Raw genomic sequence first — 24,718 nt, 5'->3', positions numbered from 1 at the left:
CCGCCGTTGGCGGTGTTAATCTCGAGAGCGAGGCCTCACTTGGCGGGAGGTCCCTTCATGTCGATGACCGGCGGGGCGATCTCGTCAGGAAGGCCGATCTGTTCGACGATTTCCTCCTGTTCGACATCGGAACGGACCGGCTTGCCTTCGGCGTCGATCAGGTTGGCGGTCACGAAGATGATGAGGTTCTTCTTGAGCTTCTGATCCACATCGGAGCGGAAGAGCCGGCCCACGAGCGGGATGTCGCCGAGGAGCGGGACCTTGTCCTGAACCTTCTGCACGTCCTCACGAATAAGGCCGCCGAGCGAGATCGTCATGCCATCCCAGATCGTCACGCTGGTCGTCACCTTGCGGGTGCTGAAGACCGGCTGGTTGATCACGTTTGGACTGACTTCGACACTGCGGGGCCGACTGAGGGCACCCCCGAGTGTCGAGCCAGAGGCGAGCGTAAGAATGGGGCTGCCGTAGTTGATAAACCCGTCGAAATCGACAACCTCAGGGGCCAGATCGAGATCGATGGTGTAGCCGTCGGCGCCAACCGTGGGGGTGACGTCAAGAGTCACGCCGAGATTGCGGGTTTCGAAGGCGCTGGGAGTCGTCGGAGTGATGATCGGGTTCGTGGTGAAGCCAGTTATTCCCCCGCCGACGGTTGCATTGTCACTATCAACGGTTTGCGGAATCTGCGGCGGATCGAATTCCGTGGGATAACGGAACTCGCGAATCACGTTGATAACGGCCTTGTTACCACTCTTGGTCGTCACAGAGGGGGCCGACATCAGATCGACACCCTTTTTCTGATCGAGGGCGCGAATCACCACTTGGAACTGGGGATTCGTGAAGACGCCGGCAAGAGCCAGCACTCCCGGAGCAGAACCTGATGCGAGGCCACTGGCGCCAGCAAGGAGACTGTCGAGACCATTCACCGAGACAGCCGATGAGGGACCATTCCCCTGGCCGGTGCGCAGACCGGAGGTGAGGGCGGTGGAACCGACGACCTGGCCACCAGGTTCTGTAAACGGATACGTATTCGTATTGGCCGCGGCCGAGCCTCCGGATCCGTAGACACCGCCACTTCCGATTTGGAAGGCGCCGAGTCTCCAATCGAAACCGAGTTCTTTCAGATTGTTCTGATTGATTTCGACGAACTTCGACTCGATTCGGACCTGGGTGGGAGCGGCACCGAGCTGTGCATCGACGACGGTGTCGATGAAATCGATATTGTCCTGGGTATTGCGGACGACGAGCTTGCTGCCGGCCGGGATATATTGGGCGCTTGCCCCTTCCGGAAAAAGCACACCGAGGGAGGCGAGGTAAGCCTGAGCACTCTGGGTCTTGCCGATACGAGGATTGGAATTGGTCTGATCGACCACGAAGGCGCCGAATCCTCCGGTCGTATCCGCCTGAGCGGCTTCCGTCTTCGGGATGAAGGTCGGGGGAACCTTGTATTCCTTGGTGACCAGCTCGTTGCTGACGTCGGTGAGCGGAACGATGGATACGGCAATCGGGTCGATCTTGATCTTGAGACCGGCGAGTCCGGCAAGATAACGCAGCGCCTCGTAGAGTGGCACGTTATCGAGGGCGAGGGTGACCTGAGTGTCTTCCGTAGCGATGGGCGCAGCCGGAGCGGCGGTCGCATCAGGAGCGGTCGCACCGGGCGGGGGAGGAAGGATGTCTCCTCCAAGAGTTGCTCCACCAGCAGCAGAGGCGGCGGGCAGTTTGAGGAAAATGTTCACGCCTTTCTTGGCGGGATCCGGCTCCAGCGTATCGAGGGATTTGCTGAGCTGGCGGAGTCTTTCGACAGCTTCGCGGATCGTCGTGTCCTGCAGGCTGATGTGAGGGACGATGATCCGATTGAGCTTGGCGGTGATCGCTTCCGTTTGCGAGACGTCAGATCGGCTTTGCGTGGACGCGGTGTCCTTGCCGCCGGTGAAGCGTCGAACGGGCAGTTCCCAGCCCTTGGTCACCTGCCAGAGCATGCGACTACGGGTTTCGTTATAGGCCTCGTGGTCGTATTTCTGACGGGCCTCGTTGACCTTCTCCATCCCCTTGCGGGCGGCGATGTTATAGCGATCGACGTTCAGGACCTGCTCGTAGCGTTTGAGTGCGAGGTCGTAGCTGCCGCGGGAATAAAAACCATCCGCTTCGATGAGCAGGGTGGAAACCTGTTCCCGGCTTTCGGCAAACGAGGGCGTGAGGGTTTTGTTGTAATAATCGGGCTGCTCCAGATGAGAGAGCAGCGTGACCGCTGGCTGATAGCTGGGGTTGTATTGGGGCAGGAGAACGGTCTTGGCAACCTTCTCGGCGTCTGAATAGCGACCGTGATCGATCAGATATTCGGCGTAGGCGATCGCGGCGGAGCTGAACTTGGAAAGGGCTTCCTTGCGTTCGGAAGTAACCGCCGCCCCAGACCCGATGGCGTCCACCGCTTCCATGTAAGAGAGGTAGGCTGCTTCGTAGTCTTTACGATCCATGGCGCGATCGCCATTCGTGATCAACTGGTCTGCGTCGAGAGTGGCTTGCTGACGTCGAACGATTTCGCGTTGGGCGGTCGCATCGAGGGAGCTTGAACCGGAGTCGTAGGTGCCGGCGTAGGAAGCGGGCGAGCAGAAAGCGAGGAAGGCCAGGCTAAATCCGATCGGACGAATCCGGAAATCGAGGGGTTTGATCATGGGATGGGGCTTCGGCGGCAATTATTTGGCAGGGAGGGAATAGTCACTGGTGCTCGGGTCGCCGGGAATCGCCTCGGCGTCGACGGCCGGAGCGTCCGGGACGGCAATCTCGGCACCTTCTTCGACTTCCTTCACGAGGGGCTGACCAGCCGGATCGAGGAGGTTGGCCGTCACGAACATGATGAGGTTGCGCTTGAGGTGCTGGTCCGCGGAAGAGCGGAAGAGGCGTCCGACAAGCGGGATATCTCCGAGGATCGGGGTCTTGTCTTCCACTTTCTGGACGTCCTCACGCATGAGGCCGCCGAGAACCACGGTTTGCCCGTCGTAAACGGTGACCTGTGTGGTGACCTGCCGGACGCTGAAGACCGGCTGGTTGATGACGTTTTCGGAAATGAGAACGGTGGTCGGTTGCCCGAGAATGGAGCCAAAGCCGACGAACTGTCCCAGAGCCGTCGATGCGCTGGAGACGACACCCTGAGTGACGGTCTGCGCACTCGTGTAGATGGGGCTTCCGTAGTTGATGAATCCGTCAAATTCGGTAACCCGCGGGGAGAGGTTCAGCTCGATCGTGTAACCGTCGGGCCCCACGGTGGGTTCAACCTCGAGTTCAACGCCCAGATTGCGAGTGTCGAATGCGGAAGGTGTGGTTGGCGTGACGGGCGTGAAGCCGGTGCCGACAGTCTGGGGGATCTGCGGCGGGTCAAACTGGGTGGGATATTTGAATTCGCGAACCAGATTGATGACCGCGCGTTGGCCGCTCTTGGCAGTCACGCGTGGGGCGGACATCAGGTCGATGCCCTTTTGTTGGTCGAGGGCTCGAAGCACGACCTGAAATTGCGGGTTCGTGAAGATGCCTGCCAGCGCGAGAACGCCGGGAGCTGCTCCGGCCGGAGAGCCAAAGAGCAAGCCGTCGACAGCGTTCACGCTGATGGCGGTAGAGCCGGATCGATTGCCCGCGGTGACCGGGCCGGAAGTGAGGCTGGATGCGCCGATGGGAACGCCGTTGGAACCCGGAGCCTGGAAAGGATAGGCCGAATTCGTTGCGGTGGTGGTATTCCCGGAGGTGTTGACGTTCGTGCCGGTGATATTCTGGCCGAAGGCCGTGGTGCCGCCCCCGCCGTAAACGCCACTTCCGAAGGGAAGCTGGAACTGCCCGAGGAGCCAGTCGAAGCCGAGTTCCTTCAGGTTGTTCTGAGTGATTTCGACGAACTTCGACTCGATCTGCACCTGGGTCGGAGCCTGGCTGCCGTCGATGTCGACAAGCTGATCGATGAGATCAAGGTTGGCCTGCGTGTTGCGCACGACCAGCTTGCTGCTGCTCGTGAGATAGTTCGCAGAAGAGCCGGGGGGGAAGGTGACACCCTGGGCGGTAAGGAATTCCTTCGCGCCAGCCTTTGCGACCGTGCCTGCGCCTGCGGCAGGGGTGGCCGGAGCGCCGAAGGCGACTCCGCCGGCAGCGGCGGGAGCCGCGGAGGCGTCGCTGGCCGGGAGGGAAGAGATGAACCCCGGAGAAACCTTGTATTCCTTGGTGATGAGCGTATCCGTGACCTCGTTGAGAGGCACGACGGCGACCGCGTAGGGTTCGACCTTGATCTTCAGACCGGCAGCCGTGGCCACGTAGCCGAGAGCCGCGCCGAGCGGAACGTCGGTGAACGCCAGCGTGATGCGCTGGGCGGAATCGGCGGCCTGGGCGCTCGGGTCGAGTTTCAACACGATGTTGATACCGCGCTTGTTGGGATCGGGCTCGTTGGTGTCGAGGGCCTTCGCGCGCTGCTTGATGTAGTCGAGCGCCTCGCGAACGGTGGCTTCGCGGAAATTGATGCTGGGAATGCGGATTTCCTCGAGCTTGCGATTGAGGGAAGCGGTTCCGCGCGTGTCGATGACCGGCTGCTCGATGACCTGAGACTGGCCGGCGCTGTATTTGGTGACCGGAAGTTCCCAGGCGCGATCAACCTGTTCGACGAGCGTGCTGCGGGTTGTGTTGCGGGCGTTCTCCGCGTAGTCCTGACGGGCGCCGTTGATCTTTTCCATCAACCGGCGGGCGGCGATGTTGTATTTATCAATATTGAGGACCTGCTCGCAGCGCTTGAACGCGAGATCGTAGCGACCGCTCTGGTAGAGCCCTTCGCCTTCGCGGAGGAGCTGCTTGACCTGCTCCACGCTGGCAACAAAGCCGGGGGTGATCGTGGGATTGAAGGTGCCGGGGGTCTGAAGCTTCGCGAGAAGCTTGAGGGCGGGGCCGTAGTTCGGATCGTATTGATCGGCAAGGATCACCTTCACCGTCGTTTCGGCGTCCTTGTAGCGTCCCTCGGAGATGCGTTGCTCGGAAAGCAGGATGACGGCTTCCCCAAAACCGCTCATCGCCTCCTCGCGCAGGGAGGCGGAAGCGTCGCCGCCGCTCGGAAGGGCATCCACCGCGCTCTTGTAAAAGGCGTAGGCGGACTCGTAGTCCTTGCTGGCGAGAGCTTGCTGGCCTTTGTTGATGGCGTCCTGAGCGAACGTGGTGACGGATTCGCGGCGGTAGATTTCCCGTTCAGCCGCACCTTGCACACCCGCCTGCTGGGCCAGCAAGGGGGGGAGAGGGGAGGCGACAAGCGTGGAAATTCCGATAAGGAGGGCGGCTTTGCTTGGCATGGTTAAGGCGTAGGGCAGATCGAATTGGGGAAGGAACGGGAATTGGGCAGCTCAGCAGACGGGTGGCGATTGAAAAGAGAACTTCGGGGCCACTAGGAGTTGCCCTTGGGGACGGTGATTTTGTCCCCTTGGGGGTTCTCGATTACTGCTTCGGTATTGGAGATGTCAATGAGTTTATACTTCACGGAGACATCGGGCTTCACCGAGAAGCGATCCCCCTTCTTGACTTTGAATTCCGAGCCGTCCCAGAGGTATTTGAATTTCGCGTAAACCGTGGGGTCGTTAACCGGCTTGTCGAAAACGAGCGCGATCTTCTGGCCGGAGTCCTGATTCTCCACGGTGAGTTCGGAAACATCCGCGTCGTAGCCGTCCTTGTTCTCGGTCTTCTTCTCGTAGTTCACGATCTTGTAGGGTGTGTTCGGGATCTTCGCGCCCATGGCGAGGAACTGGGTGGGCTGGCGCAGATCGAGGGTATTGATCGCGAAGGTCTGGCCGTCGTCAGGCGAACCGCTGAATTTCAGACGGAACGGAACCTGGATGAACTCCGCGAGACGGAGCTTGGAGATGTAGCCGGGCTTCGAGGACGCGGAGGTCGGATCGGTTTTGCCGAGGAATTCTTCGAGGTTCGAGAACTTGTCGTTGTCCGGGTCGGCGTTCGGGAGATCCGGATCGGCATAGTCGAGGCTGTATTTGACGAGCCAGGCGTTGTCGATCGGCGGATGGAGCGGAGGCTGGCCGGGTTCCAGAGGATTGACCGGGTTCCCTTCGTCCTTGATGAGATAGGGATCGGAGACGAAGAGCGAGCCCTTATGCGGGCCCCACTCGTCGGGTTTTGTGATGAGAGCGAGACGTTCCTTCACCAGCTCCGTGGCAGGGGGCGGAACGGCGTTATTCGGTTTCTTCGAGCTGTTTCGGGAGGCGAAGATGTCGCCAAAGGAAAGCGCCTGGCTGATGATAATGCCAGCGAAGGCAAGTCCGAGGAAGCCGATAACGGCGAGAATGACGCGGTCGTAATGCTGCTTTAACCAGTCCATGAAAAGCGGGGGTTACTTGGTGGCCGGGGGGGTGTTGAAGGTGATCATCTCGATGCGGAGAGCAGTGGTCAGGGTTTCCCGACCAACGAGCAGACGCATGGTGCTTGCGGGAGCTGCCGGGGAGCCATCGGCCGATGGCGGCTGCGAGTCTGCGGCGTCGGCAACGCGCTTGGGCCCTTCCAGTTTACTGTTCTCGATATTGAGATTGCGGATGATGAAGAATTGATCTGCCGTGACGATGGCATTCAGGACCTGGCGAAGACGGCCCTGATCGGCAATGAAAACCACCTCGAACGAGTTGGCGTTCACGACCTTGGGAGCCTCGACGGCGGCTGCAGCGCCCGGAGGACGGCGTCCAGGGCCGGTTGGCGGGGCCGGGGTGGCGCTGGCGGTTGCGCGGCCGCCTTCCTCGGGAAGAGTTTCTCGCTTGATGCCGGAGATCTGCTTGACGCGGAAGGTGATCAGTTTGTCGACGACCGAGCGAATGGCCCCCAGTTCCCGGTCCAGCACACCGGCGGCTTCGTTGGAAGGAAGAGTGTCGCGGTATTGGTCGAACCCAAGATAGAAGCCCTCTCCGAGAACGACGCCGTTTTCCTTCGCGGCGGCGGTGACTTCGGAGACATAGGCCCGAAGTCGGTCCTGAAAGGCCTGCGGCGTGACGGAGTCCACCGGCTTCTGCATCTTTGAAACCTGGGCGAGGAGCTTCTGGTATTCCGCCTGATACTGCGAGGTCAGTGCCGCAAAGGCCTGGTTGTTCTCGTCACTCGGGAAGGGAGTGCGATTCTGGAGCCTCTGGAGCTCGGCGACCTGGGTGTCGTAATTGCTCGAGACCTCCGCGTAGTGGGAATAGCTGGAGTAGACGAGGTAACCGAGAATGCCGGCGCCGACTACGGTGACGCCGAGATAAGCGCTGAGGAAGGGATTCCGCCAATTCATGGGAGGGCGATGGGGTTTTTGAGCGGGAGAACGATGGTGTAGGTGTAAGCCCAGCTTTGATCATCCGGACTGCTGCGGCGGGTGACCACCTTTGCCTTTTCCGAGGGGGCAATGCTGAAATAACTGGAACTCTGCAGGTTATTGACGAAGTCGTCGATGACCCGTGCCTGGCTCGGATTGTCGAAATAGAGTCCCTGAATTTCCAGGGCATCGATTCCGGGTTGGCTCGGAGTGGCTGGCTGGTTCTTTCCTCCCGGCGTTTTGGGAAGGGTATTGGGGCGTATCGGCGCTACAGGAACCGCGGATTGGGGCTGGGCGTTGCCAAGAAGGCTCAATGGGCGACCGTTCGACATCGGGGTCAGCTTCGTGATCCAGATGAAGCGATCGGGCAGCTTGCTGCCGAGTTCGTCGATGATGCGCACCCAGATGTCGCGCTCGAGAGCGGCTACCAGGAGAGGAGAGGCGACGCTTTCCAGCTGATCCTGGGCCTTCTTGAGTTTGTCGAATTCCCCGGCCTTGGCATCGAGGACGGCGGTGTCTTCCTGCACGCTGGCCAACGCTTCGCTTTGCACGGCAGCGGCCTTCGAGAAGTAGATCCACCACTGCGCGAGAGCGAGGAAGAGGACGACGGTGGCCGCAATCAGGAAGGGCTTGCGCTTCGCGAGGGTCTGGGCCTTGACCACGGACGGTGGGCGCAGGTTGATCTCGATCGGGCAGTCCCCGAGTTCCCGCAGGGCGAGGCCGACGATTTCGCCGGCTGCGTGAGCGTGGGCGGAGAGGAGTTGCGTGTCGACAGTCGAGGCGATGGCGACGTTCCGGAAGGGATTGAAGAACTCCACCGGCATCTGGAGCTTCTCGCTGAAGAACTCGAGCATGTAGGGCATGCTGACGGCGCCGCCCGCGAGGAAGACGCGCAGGGGTTGGGTGCCCCCTTGATTCGCGCGGTAGAAGCTGATCGAGCGAGCGATTTCCGCATGCAGACGGGTGAGGGTCGTGCGGGAAAGTTTGGAGATGCGGCCGACGAGTTCGTCCTCGTGTTCGGCGTAGGATCCGCCGAGACCGACGAATCCTTTTTCGACCTTCGCCAGTTCCGCAGCTTCGACCGACTGGCCGAACTCCTTGGCGATGGCCGCGGTGATGGTGTTGCCGCCGATCGGGATGCTGCGGGTGTAGGCCTTGTCGGCCTCGATGAAGATGAGGTTCGTCGTGCGCGATCCGACATCGACCAGAAGGGAGCACCCGTCCAAGTCGGAGTAATTGTAGCGGAAGGCGTTAAGGAGAGAAAGCGGGGCGACGTCGATGTGCCTGGGAATAAATCCGGCGGTCTCGACGGCATGGTTGATCGATTCGAGAAGGTCGGATTTGATCGCAACGAGAACGACGTTTAGTTTGCCGTCCACCGGCTGGCCGAGTGCCTGGTAGTCCCAGACGACTTCATCGATCGGGAAAGGGATGTTCTGCTGGGCCTCGAAACCGATGATCTGATTGAGATCCTCGGCGCTCGATCCGGGAAGGGAGAGATAGCGGGTGAAAACGGATTGCGAGGGGAGCGCGTAGCTGACCGTGCCGTTGGCGATCTTCGTGGAGGTTTTCAGTTGGCCGATCGCCACCTCGAGCTGACCGGCGCGGGAGGCGTCGGCGCCGGGATCAGCGAGAAGTTCGGAAAACTGGAGCCGGGTAAGAGTGAGGGCTCCGGCGGGGGACGCTTGGAACTCGGCGAGAGCCACGTTCTGCATCCCCAGATTGAGGACTCGGATGCGATTGGGTGCAGGCATTCGGATGAGGGGCGGTCGTTGAAAGGGGTGGACGGGAACCTAGTAGCCCGAGGACTTGGCCTTGACGGCGTCGAAGTAGTCGTAGAACAGCGGAGCGAACGGAGTCTGGTCCTTGGTGAGAACCAGGCCGGGAGCGCCTTGCGGTAAACTGACCCACCACTGTTTGCGACCCTTGGCCTTGCCGACGCTCATTTCGTCGGCGAGCTGACCATTCACGGAGACGGTCACGCCGATCGCCTGAGTGGCGGCGGCAACGCTCGTGGGAGCCTTGCCGTCGAACAGGCTGCGCAGGGTCTGCGGACTGACGAGCATGACCGAGTGATGGACATCACCGGCGCCACCTGCCGTGACCCCCGTGTGCACCACGGTGCCCGAGAGGAGGGTGCCTGTCCGATTCTGGGGAGTCGGGTTGTTAAAAAGAATGTAGTAGGTGAACGACGGCTCGATGGGAGGCGCGTTCCGAACCGTGGCCTGGTAGATGTAGGAAACTTCCACCCACAACCAGTCCTGACTTGTGGCTTTTCGTTGCGGGCCAACTCCAATGGTGAACTCGGGGGATTTTTCGAGCGTTGCCTTGATGTCGGTGATTTTCAGAGGCGAGTTCTGAGCGAATACCGACGGTGCGATCGAGATGGCGAAGGCTGCGGCCAGGAAGAGGTGTCTGATCATGTTCAGGGGCTTGATGGATAAAGGGGATGCGAAACGCTAGAGAGCGGATCGGAGCAAGGCAAACACGTTTCTTGCAAAAGATGCGGGATTCACGCGGGGGGAGATCGCTAAAAATCGCGGGAGTAGATCGGCGCGAAATTTTGTGCCGTGTGATCTAGGGCGCGGCCCTGAACGAGGCCAGAAGAAAAACCGCAAGTTGCGGAAATTTTTCCAAAAAATTTACTTGGCACCGAGGCCCAGAAGCACCACGGGGACCGTCCGCACGAGGATCCAGAGATCGAGGAACAGGGACCAGTTGTCGATGTATTCCAAGTCCATGCGGACCCAGTCGGAGAAGTTGGTCACGGAGTTCCGGCCGCGGATCTGCCAGAGGCAGGTGAGGCCGGGACGCATGCTCAGGCGGCGGCGATGGGCGGCGCTTTCGAATTGCTCGACTTCGTAAACAGGAAGGGGGCGCGGACCGACGAGGCTCATGTCTCCGAGGAGGACGTTGAGCAGCTGGGGCAGTTCGTCGAGGCTGGTCTTGCGAATAAATCGCCCGAAGGGGGTGACGCGGGGATCGCTTTCGATCTTGAAGACGGGGCCGGTCATCACGTTATAGGCGAGTAATTCCGCCCGGCGCATCTCGGCATTCGTCTGCATAGAGCGGAATTTGAACATGGTGAACGGGCGCCCGTGCCGACCGGCCCGCTTCTGGGAAAAGATGGCGGGCCCCGGAGAAGTGATCTTGATGCCGATGGCGACGAGCAGAAAGAGCGGGGACAGCAGGATGAGTCCGACGGCCGCGACGGTGCGATCCAAAACGCTCTTCACAAGGAGAGCCCAGGAAATATCCGGCGTCGTTCGGAACACGAGCATCGGGCGATGGGCGAGGATCTCGTAGGTGGGGCGGGCGATGGAGGTGCGAATGAAATCCGCGCAGAGCCAGGCTTCGACCCCCTCGAGTTCGCAGGCTTCGATGGCCTTTTGCACGACGTTGAGTTCGATCTTGCTGAAGGCAAGGAGCACGCGGCCGACAGAGTGTTTGTGGATCGCCTCGACGAGCGGTTCCATGTCTTCGGAGAGAAGGGGCACCCGCTCGATGACGTTGATTTCCAAGCGTTGACTGCGAGTAAAGCCGGCTTCCACCTCACGCATCTTGGCGGGTTCGCCGACGATCAGGATACGCTCGCTGACGGCGCCGTCACGGAGGGAGCGCTGGTAGATGGTCGTGAGGAGGCGTTCCTTGAGAATGAGCACGACCGGTGCGGCGGCGATGAAGAACAGGATGACCGACCGGCTTGGGATGGGCAGCTTCAGAAGGAACGAGCAGGCCGCGACGAGCACGAGGAGCCAGAAGCCGGCCCGCGCGATCTGGCCAACGGATTTCCAGACCGTCTTCTCGAGGGGGTAGTGGTAATACCCTTGCAGTTCCATGAAGAACGGGCCGAAGGGCACGATGACCGCCAGAACCCAGGCAAAGTATTTGAACTCCGGGATTTCCGGAGAACTGTCGAGGCTGAGGATGCCGTTGAAACGCAGCCAGTGACACAGCCAGAACGTGACGCCCAGAATTGCGGCATCGGCGACCTCGTTGAGTTGAAGGTTGATTTCCTGCTTTCGGGCTAACATATAACGGCGGCCCCGTCGGAGAGTCCGGCGGGGCGGTTTACGTAAATTCACCAGCGATGACCCGTCAAAGAAAAAGCCCCCTGCGCCTCGATCGCGCGAATGTCGTGGGCGTCGCGGAATCCGCCGATGCGCTCGAGCGCGCGCGCGCGCTGCCGGCCGGGGTGATCGACATCCTGGAGGTGCGGCTGGATGCCTTCGAGATCGCGCCGGATTTGCGAGGCTTCCGAGTTCCGATTCTGGCCACGGCCCGCCGGCCGGACGAGGGCGGCCACAATGACCTGAACGCCCGGGAGCGCGCCTCCCGCTACCTCGCGGTGCTGGACCATGTTGCCGCGCTCGACATCGAACTCTCCTCTCACCGGGAACTTGCCGACGTGATCGCGACTGCGCAGGCCGCCGGGCGGAAGGTGATCCTGTCGTTTCATGATTTTCACGGACAGCCGAAGGCTGCCGCCTTGCGCGCCATGCAACGGCGGGCGGCGACCGCGGGAGCGGATGGATTCAAAGCCGCGGTGACCCCGCGCACGCCGGGAGAGCTGGCGTCGTTGCTTTCCCTGCTCGATGCGCCGCCGGTGCCGACCGCGGTGATGGGCATGGGGACGCTTGGAAAAATTTCGCGTCTGACGGCGGCGAGCTGCGGCTCGATCCTGAACTACGGCTGGATCGAGCGCCCGAACGTCAAGGGGCAGTGGGCGGCCGTCGATCTGCGCGCGCGGCTCGAGGAATTGCGGACGGCGTGAGTTCGTCGCTCGTGCTGGCGTTGCCGGCGCTGGCCGCCCTCGGCTACGTGGCGGCGGTGTTGTTGCTCAAGAACGCGCTGAACGCGGGCTGCCGGCAGAGTCAGGTGAACCTGGCGGCGAACCTGGTGCCGGCGGGGCTTTTCCAGATGCTCTGGCTGGTGGCTGACCGGGTGGATTGGTCGGAGATGTGGCGGCCGGCGCTGGCGACGGTGTCGTTTTTGATCGGGCAGATTTTTACGTTCCGGGCGTTGCGCGCGGGTGAGGTCTCCGTGGCCACGCCGTTGCTCGGGACAAAGGTGCTGCTCACGGCGGTGTTCAGCGCCCTGCTGTTCGGGCAGGCGATTGCGGCGACCTGGTGGATCGGCGCCGCGGCGAGCACGATGGGCGTGGTTCTGGTAACCGGGGCGACGTGGCGGTTGCTCGCGCCGCGATTGCGGAAGCCGGACGCGATGTATTCGCTGGGAGCGGCGGCCTTCTTCGGGCTGACCGATGTGCTCGTGCAGCATTGGGCGCGGTCGGTCGGCATCCCGGCGTTCGTGGCGGTGATGTTCGGCCTTGTTGGCGTCGCGTCGCTTTTTCTTTTCCTTCCCGGAGAGGGGAGGCGGATCTTCACGTTGCCAGGGGCGGCGTGGGCTCCGCTTTTGATCGGCTCCACCGTGCTGGGCGTGCAGGCGCTCGGGATGGCTGTCGCGCTCGGGCTGCACGAGAGTGCGACGGCGGTGAATATCGTCTACAGCTCGCGCGCGGTATGGAGCGTCGTGTTCGCGTGGCTGGTCGCGCGAATCTGGAGCGGGGACGAGGCCCACGACTCCGCGGAGGTGATGCGCCGACGGCTGGCGGGAGCGGTGTTGTTGTTTGCGGCCGTCGTGGTCGTGCTGATTTAATCTCCCGCTGTGAACGCCCTTCTCGATCAACTCCGCGCCGGCATCGATCTCTCTGCTCCGGACGTCGCCTCGTTTTGCGCACTCCTCCTGGATGAGACGCAATCGGTGGAGGACCGGGCCGGCCTGCTGCGCGCGCTTTCCGCGAAGGGCGAGACGCCGGCCGAGATCGCGTGCTTCGTGCGCACGTTGCTCGCGCATGCGCAACCCCTCGAAATCGCGAAGGCCGGCCCTCCGGTAATCGATGTGTGCGGCACCGGCGGCGACAAACAGGGCCTCTTCAATATTTCCACCGCGGTGATGTTCGTCGTGGCCGCCTGCGGTGCGCGCGTCGCAAAGCACGGCAATCGCGGCGTCACGTCGAAGAGCGGTGGCGCCGATGTGCTCGAGGCGCTCGGTGTGCGCATCGATCTGGAGCCGGCGCGCGCGGCGGCCGTGCTGGCGGACGTCGGCTGCGTCTTTCTCTTCGCGCCGGTTTACCATCCGGCCTTCAAGGTCATCGCGCCGGTTCGGAAATTTCTCGCTGGCTGCGGGGAGACCTCGGTTTTCAACAAACTCGGGCCGTTGCTGAATCCCGCCAATCCCGCCTTCCAGCTCGCCGGGGTGTTCGATCCCGCAATGGTGGATCTTTACGGCGCGGTGTTTGCCGAGCTCGGGCGCACGCGGGCGTGGGCGGTGCATGGGCGCACGCCACAGGGCGGACTCGACGAGATGTCGACGCTGGGGCCGACCGACGTGTGCGCGATGGAGGACGGAACGATGCGGCGGTTTTGCGTCGATGCGGTCGAGCAGGGTATTCCCGCGCCGGAGCTGGCCGATCTGGTCGGAGGAGACGCGGCGCATAATGCCCTGGTCCTCGAGGCTCTGCTGCGCGGCCGCGGCCCCACGGGGATCACCGACATGGTCGCCTGGAATGCCGCCGGGGCGCTGGTTGTGGCGGGCCTCGCGACAGGGATCACGGATGGACTCAAGCGGGCTCGCGAAGCGATTCGCTCGGGCGAAGCCGCCGCGCGGTTGGATGCCCTTCGGGCAGCGACCAGCTCATTCGAGCGTTCTGCAGGTATATAAGGAAATCTGTATATATAGCTTGCTTAATATTCTCTTCTCCCTAGGGTCGAGATGTGGAGCTTGCTGACATTTACCTGTGCCTGAGTGAGGAGACGCGGCTGCGGATCATTCATCTGCTCGTGCAAGGGCCGCTCTGCGTTTGCCATTTTCAGGGCCTGCTCGAGGTGCCGCAGGTCAAGGTCTCGCAGCAGCTCGCCTATCTTCGAAAGCACGGAATGGTCGAGGCCACGCGCCATGCGAACTGGATGATTTATTCGCTGCCCGTCCGGCGATCCGCCGAACTCTCGGCGCAGCTCGAATGCCTGCAGGAATGCGGGACGACGAATGCCCGCCTTCGCGCCGACCTCCAGCGCTTGAAAGGGATTCGCAAGGACTCGGGCTGGGTCGCTGAAGCCCTCGACGCGAAATGCTGCTGACCTTCGACTCCGAAAAGTTTTTATGAAAACCTCGACCTTCAAGACTCACCTCGAAGCCCATCCCGACGCGGGACTCGTCTTTCTGCTGCCGGATGGAAGCGCCATCCCGGCCCACGCCCATATCACCGAAGTCGGTCGTGTGGAAAAGCGCTTCCTCGACTGCGGCGGCACGCTGCGCAGCTGGGTGACGACGAATCTCCAGACGTGGGTCGACGAGGACGTCGACCATCGCTTCTCGCCGGCGAAACTGGCTCGGATTCTCGATCTCGCGGCCCCGTTGTTCGATAGAGAGGATCCCGAGGTCGAGATCGAGCACGAGCGCGGCGTGTTGTCGCAATATCCGGTCGAGGACGTGAAGACCGAGGGCGGTCGCCTCGTGTTCCAACTCGCGGCCAAGCATGCGGATTGTCTCGCCAAGGATGTCTGCATTCCGGCGGCAGCCGAGGTGGAGTCCTGCTGCGGGGGAACCGGTTGCTGCTGACATGAGCGCCAAACGACTCGACTTTTTCGAGCGCTACCTTTCGCTCTGGGTGCTCGTCTGCATGGGATGCGGGCTTTTACTGGGCCGCGCGTTTCCTGCGCGGATCGCGGCGATTAGCCGCTGGGAACTGGGCGCCGGATCGCAGGTGAACGCGGCCATCGCCGTGCTCATCTGGCTGATGATCTACCCGATGATGCTCAAGATCGACTTCGCCGGACTCGGCGCGGTCTTTCAAAAGCCACGGGGCCTGTTCGTCACGCTCTTCGTCAACTGGATCGTGAAGCCGCTCAGCATGGCGCTGCTCGGCTGGTTCTTCGTCCAAAAGGTGTTCGTGGGCCTGGGCTGGATCGATCCGGAGACGGCGCGGAACTACAGCGCGGGCCTCATCATCCTGGCCGCCGCCCCCTGCACCGCGATGGTCTTCGTCTGGAGCTACCTCACCGATGGCGACGGCGCCTACACCCTCGCCCAGGTCGCCATCAACGACCTGATCATGGTCTTCGCCTTCGCCCCCATCGTCATGCTGCTCGCCGGCGTGAGCGGGGTCCACATTCCCGCGCAAATCCTGGTGACCTCGGTCGTCGTCTTCATCGTCATCCCGCTCGTCGCCGGCTGGGTCACCCGCGTTCTTTTGGTGCGGGCCCGGGGTGCGGCGTGGTTCGACGGGGAATTCCTCCCGCGCTTCCGTCCCGTCGCCATTCTTTCGTTACTCGCAATCCTCACGCTCATCTTCGCGTTCCAGGCGGAGAACATCCTCGTCAACTGGACCGCGGTGCTGCTGCTGGCCATCCCCATCATCATCCAGGTTTACTTCAACTCCGGCCTCACCTACGGCCTCATGCGGCTCTTCGGCGTCCGCCATAATGTCGCCACGCCCGGCGCGCTCATCGGCGCCAGTAACTTCTTCGAACTCGCCGTGGCCGTGGCGATCACGCTTTTCGGCCCCACCAGCCCGGCCGCGCTCGCGACCGTCGTCGGCGTGCTGGTCGAGGTCCCCGTCATGCTCTCGGTCTGCCGCGCCTGCGTGCAGAGTCGGGGCTGGTATCAGCAACGTCCCGCTCTTTCATGAAACCCACCGTCCTTATCCTTTGCACCGGAAATTCCTGCCGCAGTCATCTTGCCGAGGGCATCCTTCGCGCCGCCGCAGGCGACCTTCTCGAGGTGCGTAGTGCGGGCTCGCGTCCGGCGGGCTACGTGCATCCCAAGGCCATCGAGGTCATGCGCGAGATCGGCATCGACATCTCGGAGCACTCGTCCAAGTCGATGAACGATTTCCTCGCGGGACCGGTGGATACCGTGATCACGGTTTGCGGGAATGCCGACCAGGCCTGCCCGATGTTCCCGGGGCAGGTCACGCGCCACCATTGGGGCTTTGAGGATCCCGCGCACGCGACCGGCAGCGAGGAGGAAGTCCTCGCGGTGTTCCGGCGGGTGCGCGACGAGATCCGGCTCGTGTTCGAGGCCTACGCCGCAGGATTGCGAGCGGGCCAGCGGCTCGCAGCCTAGCTCTTGTTCTCGGCGAAGTAGCGCTTCGTCTCGGCCGCGATGACGTGGCTGAGCAGGAAGAGCGAGATGATGTTCGGCACGGCCATGAGGCCGTTCATCATGTCGGAGAAATCCCAGACGGCGCCGGATTTCCAGACGGCGCCGATGAAGACCGCGGCGACCCAGAGCCAGCGGTAGGGGAGGACGGCCCGGATGCCGAGGAGGTATTCCACGGCCTTCTCGCCGTAGTAGGACCAGCCGAGGATCGTCGAGAAGACGAACGTCAGCAGGCCGCCGAGCAGAATGAGGTCGCCGAAGAAACCGAGATGATGGAAGGCGCTGCTGCACAGGCTTGCCTTCGTCATGCCGTCGCCGGACCAGTCGCCGGAACTCACGACCACGAGGCCGGTGAGCGCGCAGATGACGACCGTGTCCCAGAACGTGCCGGTGCTGGAGACGAGCGCCTGGCGCACGGGATCCTTCGTTTGCGCGGCCGCCGCGACAATCGGTGCGCTGCCCAGGCCGGATTCGTTCGAGAAGAGCCCTCGGGCGATGCCGGCGCGCATCACGGCGGCAATCCCCGCGCCGGCGAAGCCTCCGACGGCCGCGTGGCCGTTGAAGGCGCTCGTGACGATCAGCGAGAAGGTGGCGCCGAGCTTGTCCCACGAGAAGGCGAGGATGATGAGGCAGCCGATGACGTAGAAGGCGGCCATGAAGGGCACGAGCACCTCGCAGACGCGCGCGATGGACTTGATGCCGCCGATGATGACGAAGGCCGTGCCGATGGCCATCAACGCCCCGAGGCCGTATTTGATGGCCTCGTCGCTGAGGGCGAAGGGAAGGAAGGCCTTCTTGGCGACGAGCATTTCGGTGATGGCATTGCTCTGCGCCATGTTGCCGATGCCGAAGGCGGCCAGCGCGGTGAAAATGGCGAAGATCACGCCGAGCCATTTGGCGTTCAACGCCCGCTCGAGCACGACCATGGGGCCGCCGCGCATCTCGCCGTGCTCGTTGACGACGCGATATTTCACCGCGAGGAGGGCCTCGCTGTATTTCGTGGCGATGCCGAAGACGCCGGTGAGCCACATCCAGAGCACCGCGCCGGGGCCCCCGATGAGCACGGCGCCGGCGACGCCGAAGATGTTGCCGGTGCCGATGGTCGCGGCGAGGGCGGTGACGAGCGCGCCGAACTGGCTGACGTCGCCGGGTGCGCCCTTGTCGGGCGTGATCGAGAGTTTGATGGCGCGAAAGATGTGGCGCTGGACGAAGCCGGTGCGCACCGTAAGGAAAAGGTGCACGGCGAAAAGCGTCCACACCAGCCAGGGGCCCCAAACCGCGCTGGCTCCCGCGGCGATCCATGCATTGAGCGTTTCAACCATGGTGCGGCACTAGATATTTTGCGTGCGGGCGCGGCAAGCGGGAATGCGCGTGCCGGCAAATCCGCCTTCGAGCGAGGCTGTGCGAGGCGCCGCGGGAGGAGCGTTACACGCGGAAGATGGCGCCGAGTTTTCTGCCGAGGATGAGGCTGGCGCCGAGGATGCAGACGCCGAGGAAGACCATGGCCCAGACGCCGAGCGCGCTCGCGATGAAGCGGCCGTCGCCGAGAAGCTGGTAGAGCTCGTAGATGGCTTTCGTGATTGGGAAGTCCTGCTGCTTTTGGGCGAGGATGAGGCTGTCGCTGACTTCGAGCATGGCAAAGCTGAAGGCGAGCAGGCCGCCGGCCATGAGATTCGCGGCGATGAGGGGCAAGGTGATTTTGCGGAGCGCGCGGAAGGGCGGGCAGCCGAGATTCTGGGCGGCTTCCTCGAGGGTGACGCTGGTCTGCTGGAACCCGGCGGCAGCGCTGCGCACGACGTAAGGCAGGCGACGCACGCTATAGGCGATCACGAGGATGAGCAGAGGATCGATCGTCGGATTCATGAAGGCGAAGATCTTGCCGGGCTGGGTCATCGCGAGATAGCCGAAGGCCAGGACCAGGCCGGGGACGGCGAGCGGGAGCATGGCCATCGCGTCGAGGAGCTGGCGGCCGGGGAGCTTCGTGCGCGTGACGACGTAGGCGATGGCGATGCCGAGGACGAGGTCGACGAGCGTGGCGAGCGACGCGTATTTCAGGCTGTTCTGAATCGAGGGTAGCGTGAGGTCGTGGCCGAGGGCGGCGCGGAAGTGGTCGAGCGTCCAGCCGTCGGGAAGGATCGTGCCATACCAGTCGCGCGAGAAGGCCACGAGGACGACGCCGAGATGCGGCAGCACGGCGACAAAGGTGATGAATGCAAAGAACGCGGTGCAGGCCCAGGCGATGCGGCGCCGGACCTTGCGGGGACCGCCCTGGCTGGTGGCCTTGGCCATCATGGCATGGCTGGCGCGGCCGAACGCGGCCTTGCTGATCGTGTAGAGAATGACGGTCGAGACGAGCATCACGGCGACAAGAGCGAACGGGAACGGATTGCCGCCGATGTCCTTGATGCCGCTGAAAATCTGGACCGACGTGACGCGGCTGAAATCGAACATGAGCGGCACACCGAGCTCGGTAAACGCCCAGATGAAGACGATGGTGCCGCCGGCGAAGAAGCCCGGCATGATGAGGGGCAGGGTGATCTTGCGAAACTTGCGGAAGCCGGTGCAGCCGAGGTTTTCCGCGGCCTCTTCCATGGCGGGGTCGACGTTTGCGAGGGCGGCGACGAGATTGAGATAGAGAATCGGATAGAGGTGGAGGGCGTTCATCACGACGACACCGCCGAGCCGGCTCTGCCCGAGCCAGTCGATGGGATGCGCCGCGTCGAGCAGGTGAAGCGTCGTGAGCAGGGCGTTGAGCGCACCTTCCTGCCCGAGGATTTGTTTCACGCCAATGGCGCCGACGAAGGGCGGCAGGATCATCGGGATGAGGATGAGCGCGGAGAAGAGGCTCTTTCCGGGGAAGAGAAAGCGGTCGGTGAGAAAGGCGAGAGGAAGGGCGATTGCGGCGGTGAGCGCGGTGCTGAGCACGGCCATCACCACGGAATTCCACAGGCCTTCGAGATAGATCGGATTGCGGAAAACCTCGATCAGGTAATCAAGGGTGAAGCCGCCGCCTGGATCGCGAAACGCGCCTCCCAGGGTTTCCCAGATCGGCAGGGCAAAGAAGAAAAGGAAGAAGACGGCGGTAAGCAGATAAACGGCCCACGGACCGACGGGAAATGCGCGGCGGTTCATCTATTTACCCTCCCTGGCGAGTTGAGCGGCGCGGCGATATTGCGCGCGGAAGTGGTCGCCGAGTCGGCGGGCGAGCTGCACTTCGGCGAGCGGCGTGCTGCCTTTCAGCGCGGGACGAATCACGTCCCGCGCGGCGGTGAAATCGATCGAGGAAATGTCACTGAACGCTGCGGTGGCCTCGGGCGGAAAACCGGCGGCGATGAGCGCCTGCCAGGCGGCGGCCTGCTCGTCGTGGGCGTCGATGCAGCTCACCCGAATGATGAAGCGGAGCGCGGAGAAGAGGGGGCCGGTCCACGCCTCGTGGTAGGTGAAGGACTTCGCGTCCTCGTAGGGGAAGCTGTCGGGATCGGAGCGAAAGGCGGTGAATTCCGGCGCGTAGAGCTCCTTGCGGATCGGCAGGCGGCGCAACGGGTAACGAGCGGGGCCGCCGGGCGTGCCGACCTTGAAGTTCCACAGCTTCTGTCCCTCGAGCGAAAGCACGAAGGCGATGAACTCGCGGGCGAGCTCGGGATGCGGCGCGCCGCGGAGCATGCCGATGGGGTCCACGCCGATCGACGAGCCGCCGAGCGGTGTGAAATACTGGACGCGTGAGGGGCCGTTGCCAACGCGGACGGATTCGCTGGTGAAACGGCCGTAGAAGTCGATGCACATGCCGATCGCGGCGTCGCCGAGCGAGACGTCCATGGGGACCTTGCCGGCGGAGTCGGCGAAGTAGCGGGCGTTGGCCGAGGCTCGGAGGATCATCTGGAGCGCGTTTTTCCAGCCCTCGGCCAGCAAGGCGTCGGTGGCCTCGCCCTTGCCGACGACGATCTGCATCTGCTGCTGGATGATCATTTCGAAGGCCTTCGCGATGGAGCCGCTCTTCGTGGGGTCGGCGAGGGCGACCTGGTGCGCGAATCGGGGATTCGCGAGATCGCTCCAGCTCGAGGGCAATTCTGATACGCCGAGCCAGCGCAGCGAATCGTTGTTGTAGCAAATGCCAAAGGCGGAGAGGCAGGTGCCGATCCAGCGGCCTTCCGGGTCGTAATACGGCTCGCCCGAGACGGTGAGCGGGATGCTGGCATCGGTGAACCAGTCGGGATGCGCGGTGATGACTCCGCTGTCGACGAGCGTGCCGGCCTTGGCCTGGGCGATGAAATCGAAGGCGCCACCGCCGAAGAAGACGTCGATGCCGACGCCGGCATTCGAGGCGAGAAAGGCCTGCCGCGCGGCTAATGCGGTTGGGGAAGCCTCCGGTTTCAGCGAGCCATTCGAGAACGCGGCGGCGACTTCGTTCGTCCACGGCCGTTTGGCGGCGGTCCACTCGCGCTGGAAGGCATTGTAGTATTCACCTTGCAGGTAGCGGGCGATCTCGCTCGTGCCGCCGACGATGCGCCAGTCGATGCGGACGGTGCGACCGGTCTTCGCCTTGTAATAGTCCGCGAATGCGCGGCTGAATTCGTAGCGGATCGCTTCGAGGTGTGGGCTGATGACGACGAGGGTGTCGTCCGCGGTGGCCAGCAGGTTTTGCTTCGGCTTCAGCGCGAAGGGCACGCCGATCACGGCGGCAAGCACCGCGACGATGAGAAGCAGCCGCGCGGTCATTTCCGCAGGACGACGACGTCGTCCGGCTCGGCAGTCGCGTAAAGTTCGCGGTCCTGGGGGCGATGGGCGAGATCGGGATTGAGCTCGAAAATCTTGAGGGCGGGAGCGCCGGCCGCGATGGGCTGGAACTGATACTGGGCGATCTCGCCGAGATACGTGGACTCGCCGATGCGGCCGGCGGTGGCGTTCTTCGACGGGCGGGTGAGGTCGATGCGCCAGCACTCGGGGCGCACCGAGAGCGTGGCGGATTCGCCGGGTTTCGGGAGCCAGTCGGGATCGGAGACGACGCCGTGAAAGGTGCCGACCGGGGTCTCGACGCTGGCGTCCGCTCCCTTGGCGTCGAGGATCCTGCCCTCGATGAAATTGGTTTCGCCGATGAAATCTGCGACCACCTTCGACTTCGGCCGGCGATAAACGCTCTGCGGATCGCCGATCTGCGCGATGTGGCCGCCCTCGAGAATGGCCATGCGATCGGAAATGGAGAGGGCTTCCTTCTGGTCGTGCGTGACGTAGATGGCGGTGAGGCCGAATTCCTTGCAGACGCGTCGGATCTCGGTGCGCATTTCGAGGCGGAGCTTGGCGTCGAGGTTCGAGAGCGGTTCGTCGAGCAGGAGGGCGCGGGGGCGAATGACGAGGGCGCGGGCGAGGGCGACGCGCTGCTGCTGGCCGCCGGAGAGCTGGGCGATCTTGCGGGTGGCGTAGGGCGCCATTTTGACGGACTCGAGCGCGGCGCCGACGCGCTGGTCGATCTCGGCCTTCGGAATCTTTCGCTCCACGAGACCGAAGGCGACATTCTGGGCGACGGTCATGTGCGGCCACAGCGCGTAGCTCTGGAACATCATGCCGGTGTGACGCTTGTGCGGGGGCAGGTGGGTGACGTCGTCGTCGCCGAAAAGAATGCGGCCGCCCTCGGGAATGTAGAAACCCGCGATGTTGCGCAGCAGCGTCGTCTTGCCGCAGCCGCTGGGGCCGAGCAGGAAAAAGAGTTCGCCGGGCTCGATGCGGAAACTGAGCCCGTTCAGCGCGACGTTGTCGCCGAATTTCTTCACCAGATTGTCGATCGTGATCGAGATCATCGCGCGACGGCCTGCCTAGAGATTTCGCGGGGGGCGCGCAATGCAAAGAAGCGGCGGGAGGAACAACGGCTAAAGGACATGAGACGGGACAGCCGAGGGGAAGCAATCGCCATTCCACGAACCTTGCTTCGGACTACGAACCTTCCTAGTTTGCGGCGTTAGTCATGCCCGACGTGCCCGAGGAAACCCCGCCCGCCCGCCGATCTGACGGGCGGCCATCCTTCGCTCGTCCGACTCGCGACGCCATCACCGCCGCGCTCCTGATCTTCTTTTCCTCGGCGCTCTGCATCCTCGTGGTCGAGTGGGCCTCGCAGAAAACGCAGATGGAACTCATCCACGGCGATCTCCTGCGTTACGCGAACGCGGCCGCGGCATTGATCGACGGAGACAGGCATCGCGAGATCACCCGGCCGGAGCAGACGGATTCCCCGGAATACCGGGCGCTCATCGAGCCGCTTGTGCGGATGCATCAACGCGCGCCGGAGATCGCGTATCTCTACACGTTCGTCGAGCGGGACGGGAAACTGTTCTTCGTGCTGGATACGGCGACGCAGGCGAAGCGCCTGGCGTTTTCCCGGGAGCTGGAGGCCTCGGCGGTGATGGAGCCGTTCTCGAGCGAGTCGCCGGAGGAGGATGCCATCGAGGCGGAGGCCGTGCGCACCGGAAAAAACTGCGTGACGGGGCCGGCGCGGGATGAGTTCGGGACGTTCATGACCGGGCTGGCGCCGATTTTCGATTCCGCCGGCCGGCCGGTGGGAGCGGTGGGCGTCGATCTCGATATCGGCCATCTTAACGAGCGGCTCGATCGCGGACGATTCGCGGCGCTGGCCGGGCTCTCGGTCGCGGCGATCGTGGCGCTGGCCATGGGCATGGTGGTGTGGCGGATTCGCCGGCGCATCCTGCTCGGGGAGTTCGAACGAGCCGGGGCGCAGGAGCGGTGGCGCGCCGCGGAGGAACAGCAGGCGTTGCTCATCCAGGCGCTCGGCGAGGTCGTCTACCACAAGGACCTCGTGCGCAACCACGTCACCTACAGCGGCGGCACCGAGCGCTTGCTCGGGTGCGCGGCGTCCGTTTTGAATGGCTCTCATGAGGCCTTGCTCGCGAAGCTTCATCCCGGGGACCGGGCGCGCGTGGCAGAGGCCTTCGAGCGCGCCTGCCGCGAACGGAGCATCTTCGAGTGCGAATACCGCATGCAGCACGCCGATGGCGGTTACGTGTGGGTCTCCGACCGTTGCGTGATCACGGTGGGGGCGGACGGCCGACCTGAGGTCGCGGACGGCGTCATGCTCGACATTACGTCGCGTCGGCACAGTGAAGAGCGGTTCCGCGTGATTTTCGAGGGCACGACGGAACCGCATTTGCTCGTCGATGCCGAGGGCGTGGTGGATTGCAATCACGCCGCCCTTGCCATGCTCGGCTATACCGACAAGGCCGAGATCATTCGTCAGCCACTGACGAAATTCTGGCCGGAATTTCAACCTGACGGGCGCACCACGCTCGAGCATGCGCGGGAGCTGCGCGAGGCGACGCTCGCGCACGGCACGCACCGGCGCGAGGTGCTCAAGCGGCACTCAAGCGGCGAGCTGATTCCCGTGGAGGTCGGCAGCACCTACGTGAGCATCGCGGGCCGGACGGTGATGCTGATCGTCTGGCACGATTTGCGCGAGATCAAGCGGGCGCAGGCGGATCTTGCGGCCAGCGAGAGCAAATACCGCGAGCTGCTCGAAGCGCTCGAAGTGGTCGTCTACCAGACGGACATCGAGGGGAACTGGACGTTCCTGAATCCCGCGTGGCAGCGAGTCACCGGGCATTCCGTGACGGATTCGATCGGTCAGAACTTCGAGAAATTTTTGCTGCCCGAGGACGTGAGCGGTGTCGAACAGGTCCGGCAACGCGAGTTTCGCGGCGAGGTCGAACGTTCCGAGGTCGCTTTCCGCGTGATCCATGCCAGCGGCGCACAACTCTGGCTGGAGGGATATTGCCGCGTGCGTCGTGACGCTGCGGGGCAGGTGATTGGCACGAGTGGCACGCTGGCCGACGTCACCCGTCGCCGTCTCGCCGAGCAGGAATTGATCGCCGCCAAGGACGCGGCCGAGGCCGCGAATCGCGCGAAGAGCGAGTTCCTCGCGGTGATGAGTCACGAGATTCGCACCCCGCTCAACGGGGTGCTCGGCTTCTCGAATCTTCTCCTCCACACGACGCTCGACCACACCCAGGAGGAGTATCTGCGCACGATCGCGACCTGCGGCGATTCGTTGCTGACCATCATCGACGACATCCTCGATTTCTCGCGCATGGAATCCGGCCGGTTCGAACTCGAATCCCGCCCGTTCGACCTGCGCGAGTGCGTGGAGGACGTGCTCGATGTGCACGCGACCCGCGCTTTTGCGAAGCGCATCGAGCTCGTGGTCCGCTTCGACCCCGAGGTGCCGACCGACGTCATCGGAGATTCCAGCCGGTTGCGGCAGGG

At 63.2% G+C, this 24,718-nt stretch carries 19 protein-coding genes; 8 read left to right on the top strand and 11 right to left on the bottom strand.

Translation table 11 applies throughout. The features are described 5' to 3' along the window. Positions 1–35: 35 nt before the first annotated feature. The 7 genes from VIM61_08470 to VIM61_08440 all read right to left on the bottom strand — a co-directional run bounded on the left by VIM61_08470 (position 36) and on the right by VIM61_08440 (position 11,328). On the bottom strand, positions 36–2,669 hold the full coding sequence (locus VIM61_08470; GenBank protein HEY8900433.1) for an Amuc_1098 family type IV pilus outer membrane protein: 2,634 nt from the start codon (positions 2,667–2,669) through the stop codon (positions 36–38). 21 nt (positions 2,670–2,690) lie between these two features. Then, positions 2,691–5,303 (bottom strand): Amuc_1098 family type IV pilus outer membrane protein, encoded by a 2,613-nt coding sequence (locus VIM61_08465; GenBank protein ID HEY8900432.1) that lies wholly within the window; start codon positions 5,301–5,303, stop codon positions 2,691–2,693. A 92-nt stretch (positions 5,304–5,395) separates the two neighbouring features. Continuing rightward, positions 5,396–6,337, bottom strand: coding sequence for an Amuc_1099 family pilus-like system protein (locus tag VIM61_08460; GenBank protein ID HEY8900431.1), 942 nt, complete (start codon positions 6,335–6,337; stop codon positions 5,396–5,398). 12 nt (positions 6,338–6,349) lie between these two features. Continuing rightward, positions 6,350–7,273, bottom strand: a complete 924-nt coding sequence (locus VIM61_08455; GenBank protein HEY8900430.1) for an Amuc_1100 family pilus-like protein — start codon at positions 7,271–7,273, stop codon at positions 6,350–6,352. Beyond that, entirely contained in the window at positions 7,270–9,009 is a 1,740-nt protein-coding gene (pilM, locus tag VIM61_08450; GenBank protein ID HEY8900429.1) for a type IV pilus assembly protein PilM, read from the bottom strand. The genes VIM61_08455 and pilM overlap by 4 nt, the downstream gene beginning before the upstream one ends. Positions 9,010–9,087: 78 nt before the next feature. Beyond that, complete coding sequence (locus VIM61_08445) at positions 9,088–9,717, bottom strand: Amuc_1102 family pilus-like protein (protein ID HEY8900428.1); 630 nt, start codon at positions 9,715–9,717, stop codon at positions 9,088–9,090. A 219-nt stretch (positions 9,718–9,936) separates the two neighbouring features. Further along, positions 9,937–11,328: a sugar transferase gene (locus VIM61_08440; protein HEY8900427.1), complete on the bottom strand. Its 1,392-nt coding sequence runs from the start codon at positions 11,326–11,328 to the stop codon at positions 9,937–9,939. Positions 11,329–11,384: 56 nt separating this feature from the next. Between VIM61_08440 and VIM61_08435 the strand changes: the two genes are divergently transcribed. From VIM61_08435 to VIM61_08405, 7 genes are read left to right on the top strand one after another with little or no spacing between them, the layout of a single operon-like run. Continuing rightward, positions 11,385–12,068 (top strand): type I 3-dehydroquinate dehydratase, encoded by a 684-nt coding sequence (locus VIM61_08435; protein ID HEY8900426.1) that lies wholly within the window; start codon positions 11,385–11,387, stop codon positions 12,066–12,068. After that, complete coding sequence (locus VIM61_08430) at positions 12,065–12,952, top strand: DMT family transporter (protein ID HEY8900425.1); 888 nt, start codon at positions 12,065–12,067, stop codon at positions 12,950–12,952. Before VIM61_08435 ends, VIM61_08430 begins: the two co-directional genes overlap by 4 nt. 9 nt (positions 12,953–12,961) lie before the next feature. Continuing rightward, complete coding sequence (gene trpD / locus VIM61_08425) at positions 12,962–14,017, top strand: anthranilate phosphoribosyltransferase (GenBank protein ID HEY8900424.1); 1,056 nt, start codon at positions 12,962–12,964, stop codon at positions 14,015–14,017. Positions 14,018–14,070: 53 nt separating this feature from the next. Further along, positions 14,071–14,433, top strand: a complete 363-nt coding sequence (locus VIM61_08420) for a metalloregulator ArsR/SmtB family transcription factor (protein ID HEY8900423.1) — start codon at positions 14,071–14,073, stop codon at positions 14,431–14,433. A 22-nt stretch (positions 14,434–14,455) separates the two neighbouring features. Beyond that, the gene (locus tag VIM61_08415; GenBank protein HEY8900422.1) at positions 14,456–14,914 is read left to right on the top strand and encodes a DUF6428 family protein; all 459 of its coding nucleotides are present in this window, start codon (positions 14,456–14,458) and stop codon (positions 14,912–14,914) included. A 1-nt stretch (position 14,915) separates the two neighbouring features. Continuing rightward, a complete protein-coding gene (arsB, locus tag VIM61_08410) occupies positions 14,916–15,983 on the top strand; it encodes an ACR3 family arsenite efflux transporter (GenBank protein ID HEY8900421.1) in 1,068 nt (355 codons plus the stop codon). After that, complete coding sequence (locus VIM61_08405; protein HEY8900420.1) at positions 15,980–16,420, top strand: arsenate reductase ArsC; 441 nt, start codon at positions 15,980–15,982, stop codon at positions 16,418–16,420. The genes arsB and VIM61_08405 overlap by 4 nt, the downstream gene beginning before the upstream one ends. On the opposite strand, the gene VIM61_08400 is transcribed toward VIM61_08405, so the two are convergent. The 4 genes from VIM61_08400 to VIM61_08385 form a co-directional block, all read right to left on the bottom strand. After that, complete coding sequence (locus tag VIM61_08400) at positions 16,417–17,778, bottom strand: sodium:alanine symporter family protein (protein ID HEY8900419.1); 1,362 nt, start codon at positions 17,776–17,778, stop codon at positions 16,417–16,419. The genes VIM61_08405 and VIM61_08400 overlap by 4 nt on opposite strands. A gap of 103 nt (positions 17,779–17,881) precedes the next feature. Further along, entirely contained in the window at positions 17,882–19,588 is a 1,707-nt protein-coding gene (locus tag VIM61_08395; protein HEY8900418.1) for an iron ABC transporter permease, read from the bottom strand. Next, entirely contained in the window at positions 19,589–21,172 is a 1,584-nt protein-coding gene (locus tag VIM61_08390; protein HEY8900417.1) for an extracellular solute-binding protein, read from the bottom strand. Beyond that, positions 21,169–22,248, bottom strand: coding sequence for an ABC transporter ATP-binding protein (locus VIM61_08385; GenBank protein HEY8900416.1), 1,080 nt, complete (start codon positions 22,246–22,248; stop codon positions 21,169–21,171). The genes VIM61_08390 and VIM61_08385 overlap by 4 nt, the downstream gene beginning before the upstream one ends. Before the next feature lie 164 nt (positions 22,249–22,412). Here VIM61_08385 and VIM61_08380 point away from each other — a divergent pair. Next, on the top strand, positions 22,413–24,718 hold a 2,306-nt coding region (locus VIM61_08380), incomplete at its 3' end, for a PAS domain S-box protein (GenBank protein ID HEY8900415.1).

The organism is Chthoniobacterales bacterium, from assembly GCA_036569045.1.
GTDB lineage: Bacteria > Verrucomicrobiota > Verrucomicrobiia > Chthoniobacterales > JAATET01 > JAATET01.
The sequence above is the reverse complement of the archived record's forward strand: the minus strand, read 5'-3'. Positions and strand labels throughout refer to the sequence as shown.

Bases quoted from the DNA above. Each gene is read 5' to 3' on its own strand.
- VIM61_08385 (HEY8900416.1), bottom strand. From the start codon at position 22,248: ATGATCTCGATCACGATCGACAATCTGGTGAAGAAATTCGGCGACAAC.
- VIM61_08470 (HEY8900433.1), bottom strand. From the start codon at position 2,669: ATGATCAAACCCCTCGATTTCCGGATTCGTCCGATCGGATTTAGCCTG.
- VIM61_08415 (HEY8900422.1), top strand. From the start codon at position 14,456: ATGAAAACCTCGACCTTCAAGACTCACCTCGAAGCCCATCCCGACGCG.
- VIM61_08440 (HEY8900427.1), bottom strand. From the start codon at position 11,328: ATGTTAGCCCGAAAGCAGGAAATCAACCTTCAACTCAACGAGGTCGCC.
- pilM (HEY8900429.1), bottom strand. From the start codon at position 9,009: ATGCAGAACGTGGCTCTCGCCGAGTTCCAAGCGTCCCCCGCCGGAGCC.
- VIM61_08390 (HEY8900417.1), bottom strand. From the start codon at position 21,172: ATGACCGCGCGGCTGCTTCTCATCGTCGCGGTGCTTGCCGCCGTGATC.
- arsB (HEY8900421.1), top strand. From the start codon at position 14,916: ATGAGCGCCAAACGACTCGACTTTTTCGAGCGCTACCTTTCGCTCTGG.
- VIM61_08465 (HEY8900432.1), bottom strand. From the start codon at position 5,303: ATGCCAAGCAAAGCCGCCCTCCTTATCGGAATTTCCACGCTTGTCGCC.
- VIM61_08435 (HEY8900426.1), top strand. From the start codon at position 11,385: ATGACCCGTCAAAGAAAAAGCCCCCTGCGCCTCGATCGCGCGAATGTC.
- VIM61_08455 (HEY8900430.1), bottom strand. From the start codon at position 7,273: ATGAATTGGCGGAATCCCTTCCTCAGCGCTTATCTCGGCGTCACCGTA.
- VIM61_08445 (HEY8900428.1), bottom strand. From the start codon at position 9,717: ATGATCAGACACCTCTTCCTGGCCGCAGCCTTCGCCATCTCGATCGCA.
- VIM61_08400 (HEY8900419.1), bottom strand. From the start codon at position 17,778: ATGGTTGAAACGCTCAATGCATGGATCGCCGCGGGAGCCAGCGCGGTT.
- VIM61_08405 (HEY8900420.1), top strand. From the start codon at position 15,980: ATGAAACCCACCGTCCTTATCCTTTGCACCGGAAATTCCTGCCGCAGT.
- VIM61_08395 (HEY8900418.1), bottom strand. From the start codon at position 19,588: ATGAACCGCCGCGCATTTCCCGTCGGTCCGTGGGCCGTTTATCTGCTT.
- VIM61_08460 (HEY8900431.1), bottom strand. From the start codon at position 6,337: ATGGACTGGTTAAAGCAGCATTACGACCGCGTCATTCTCGCCGTTATC.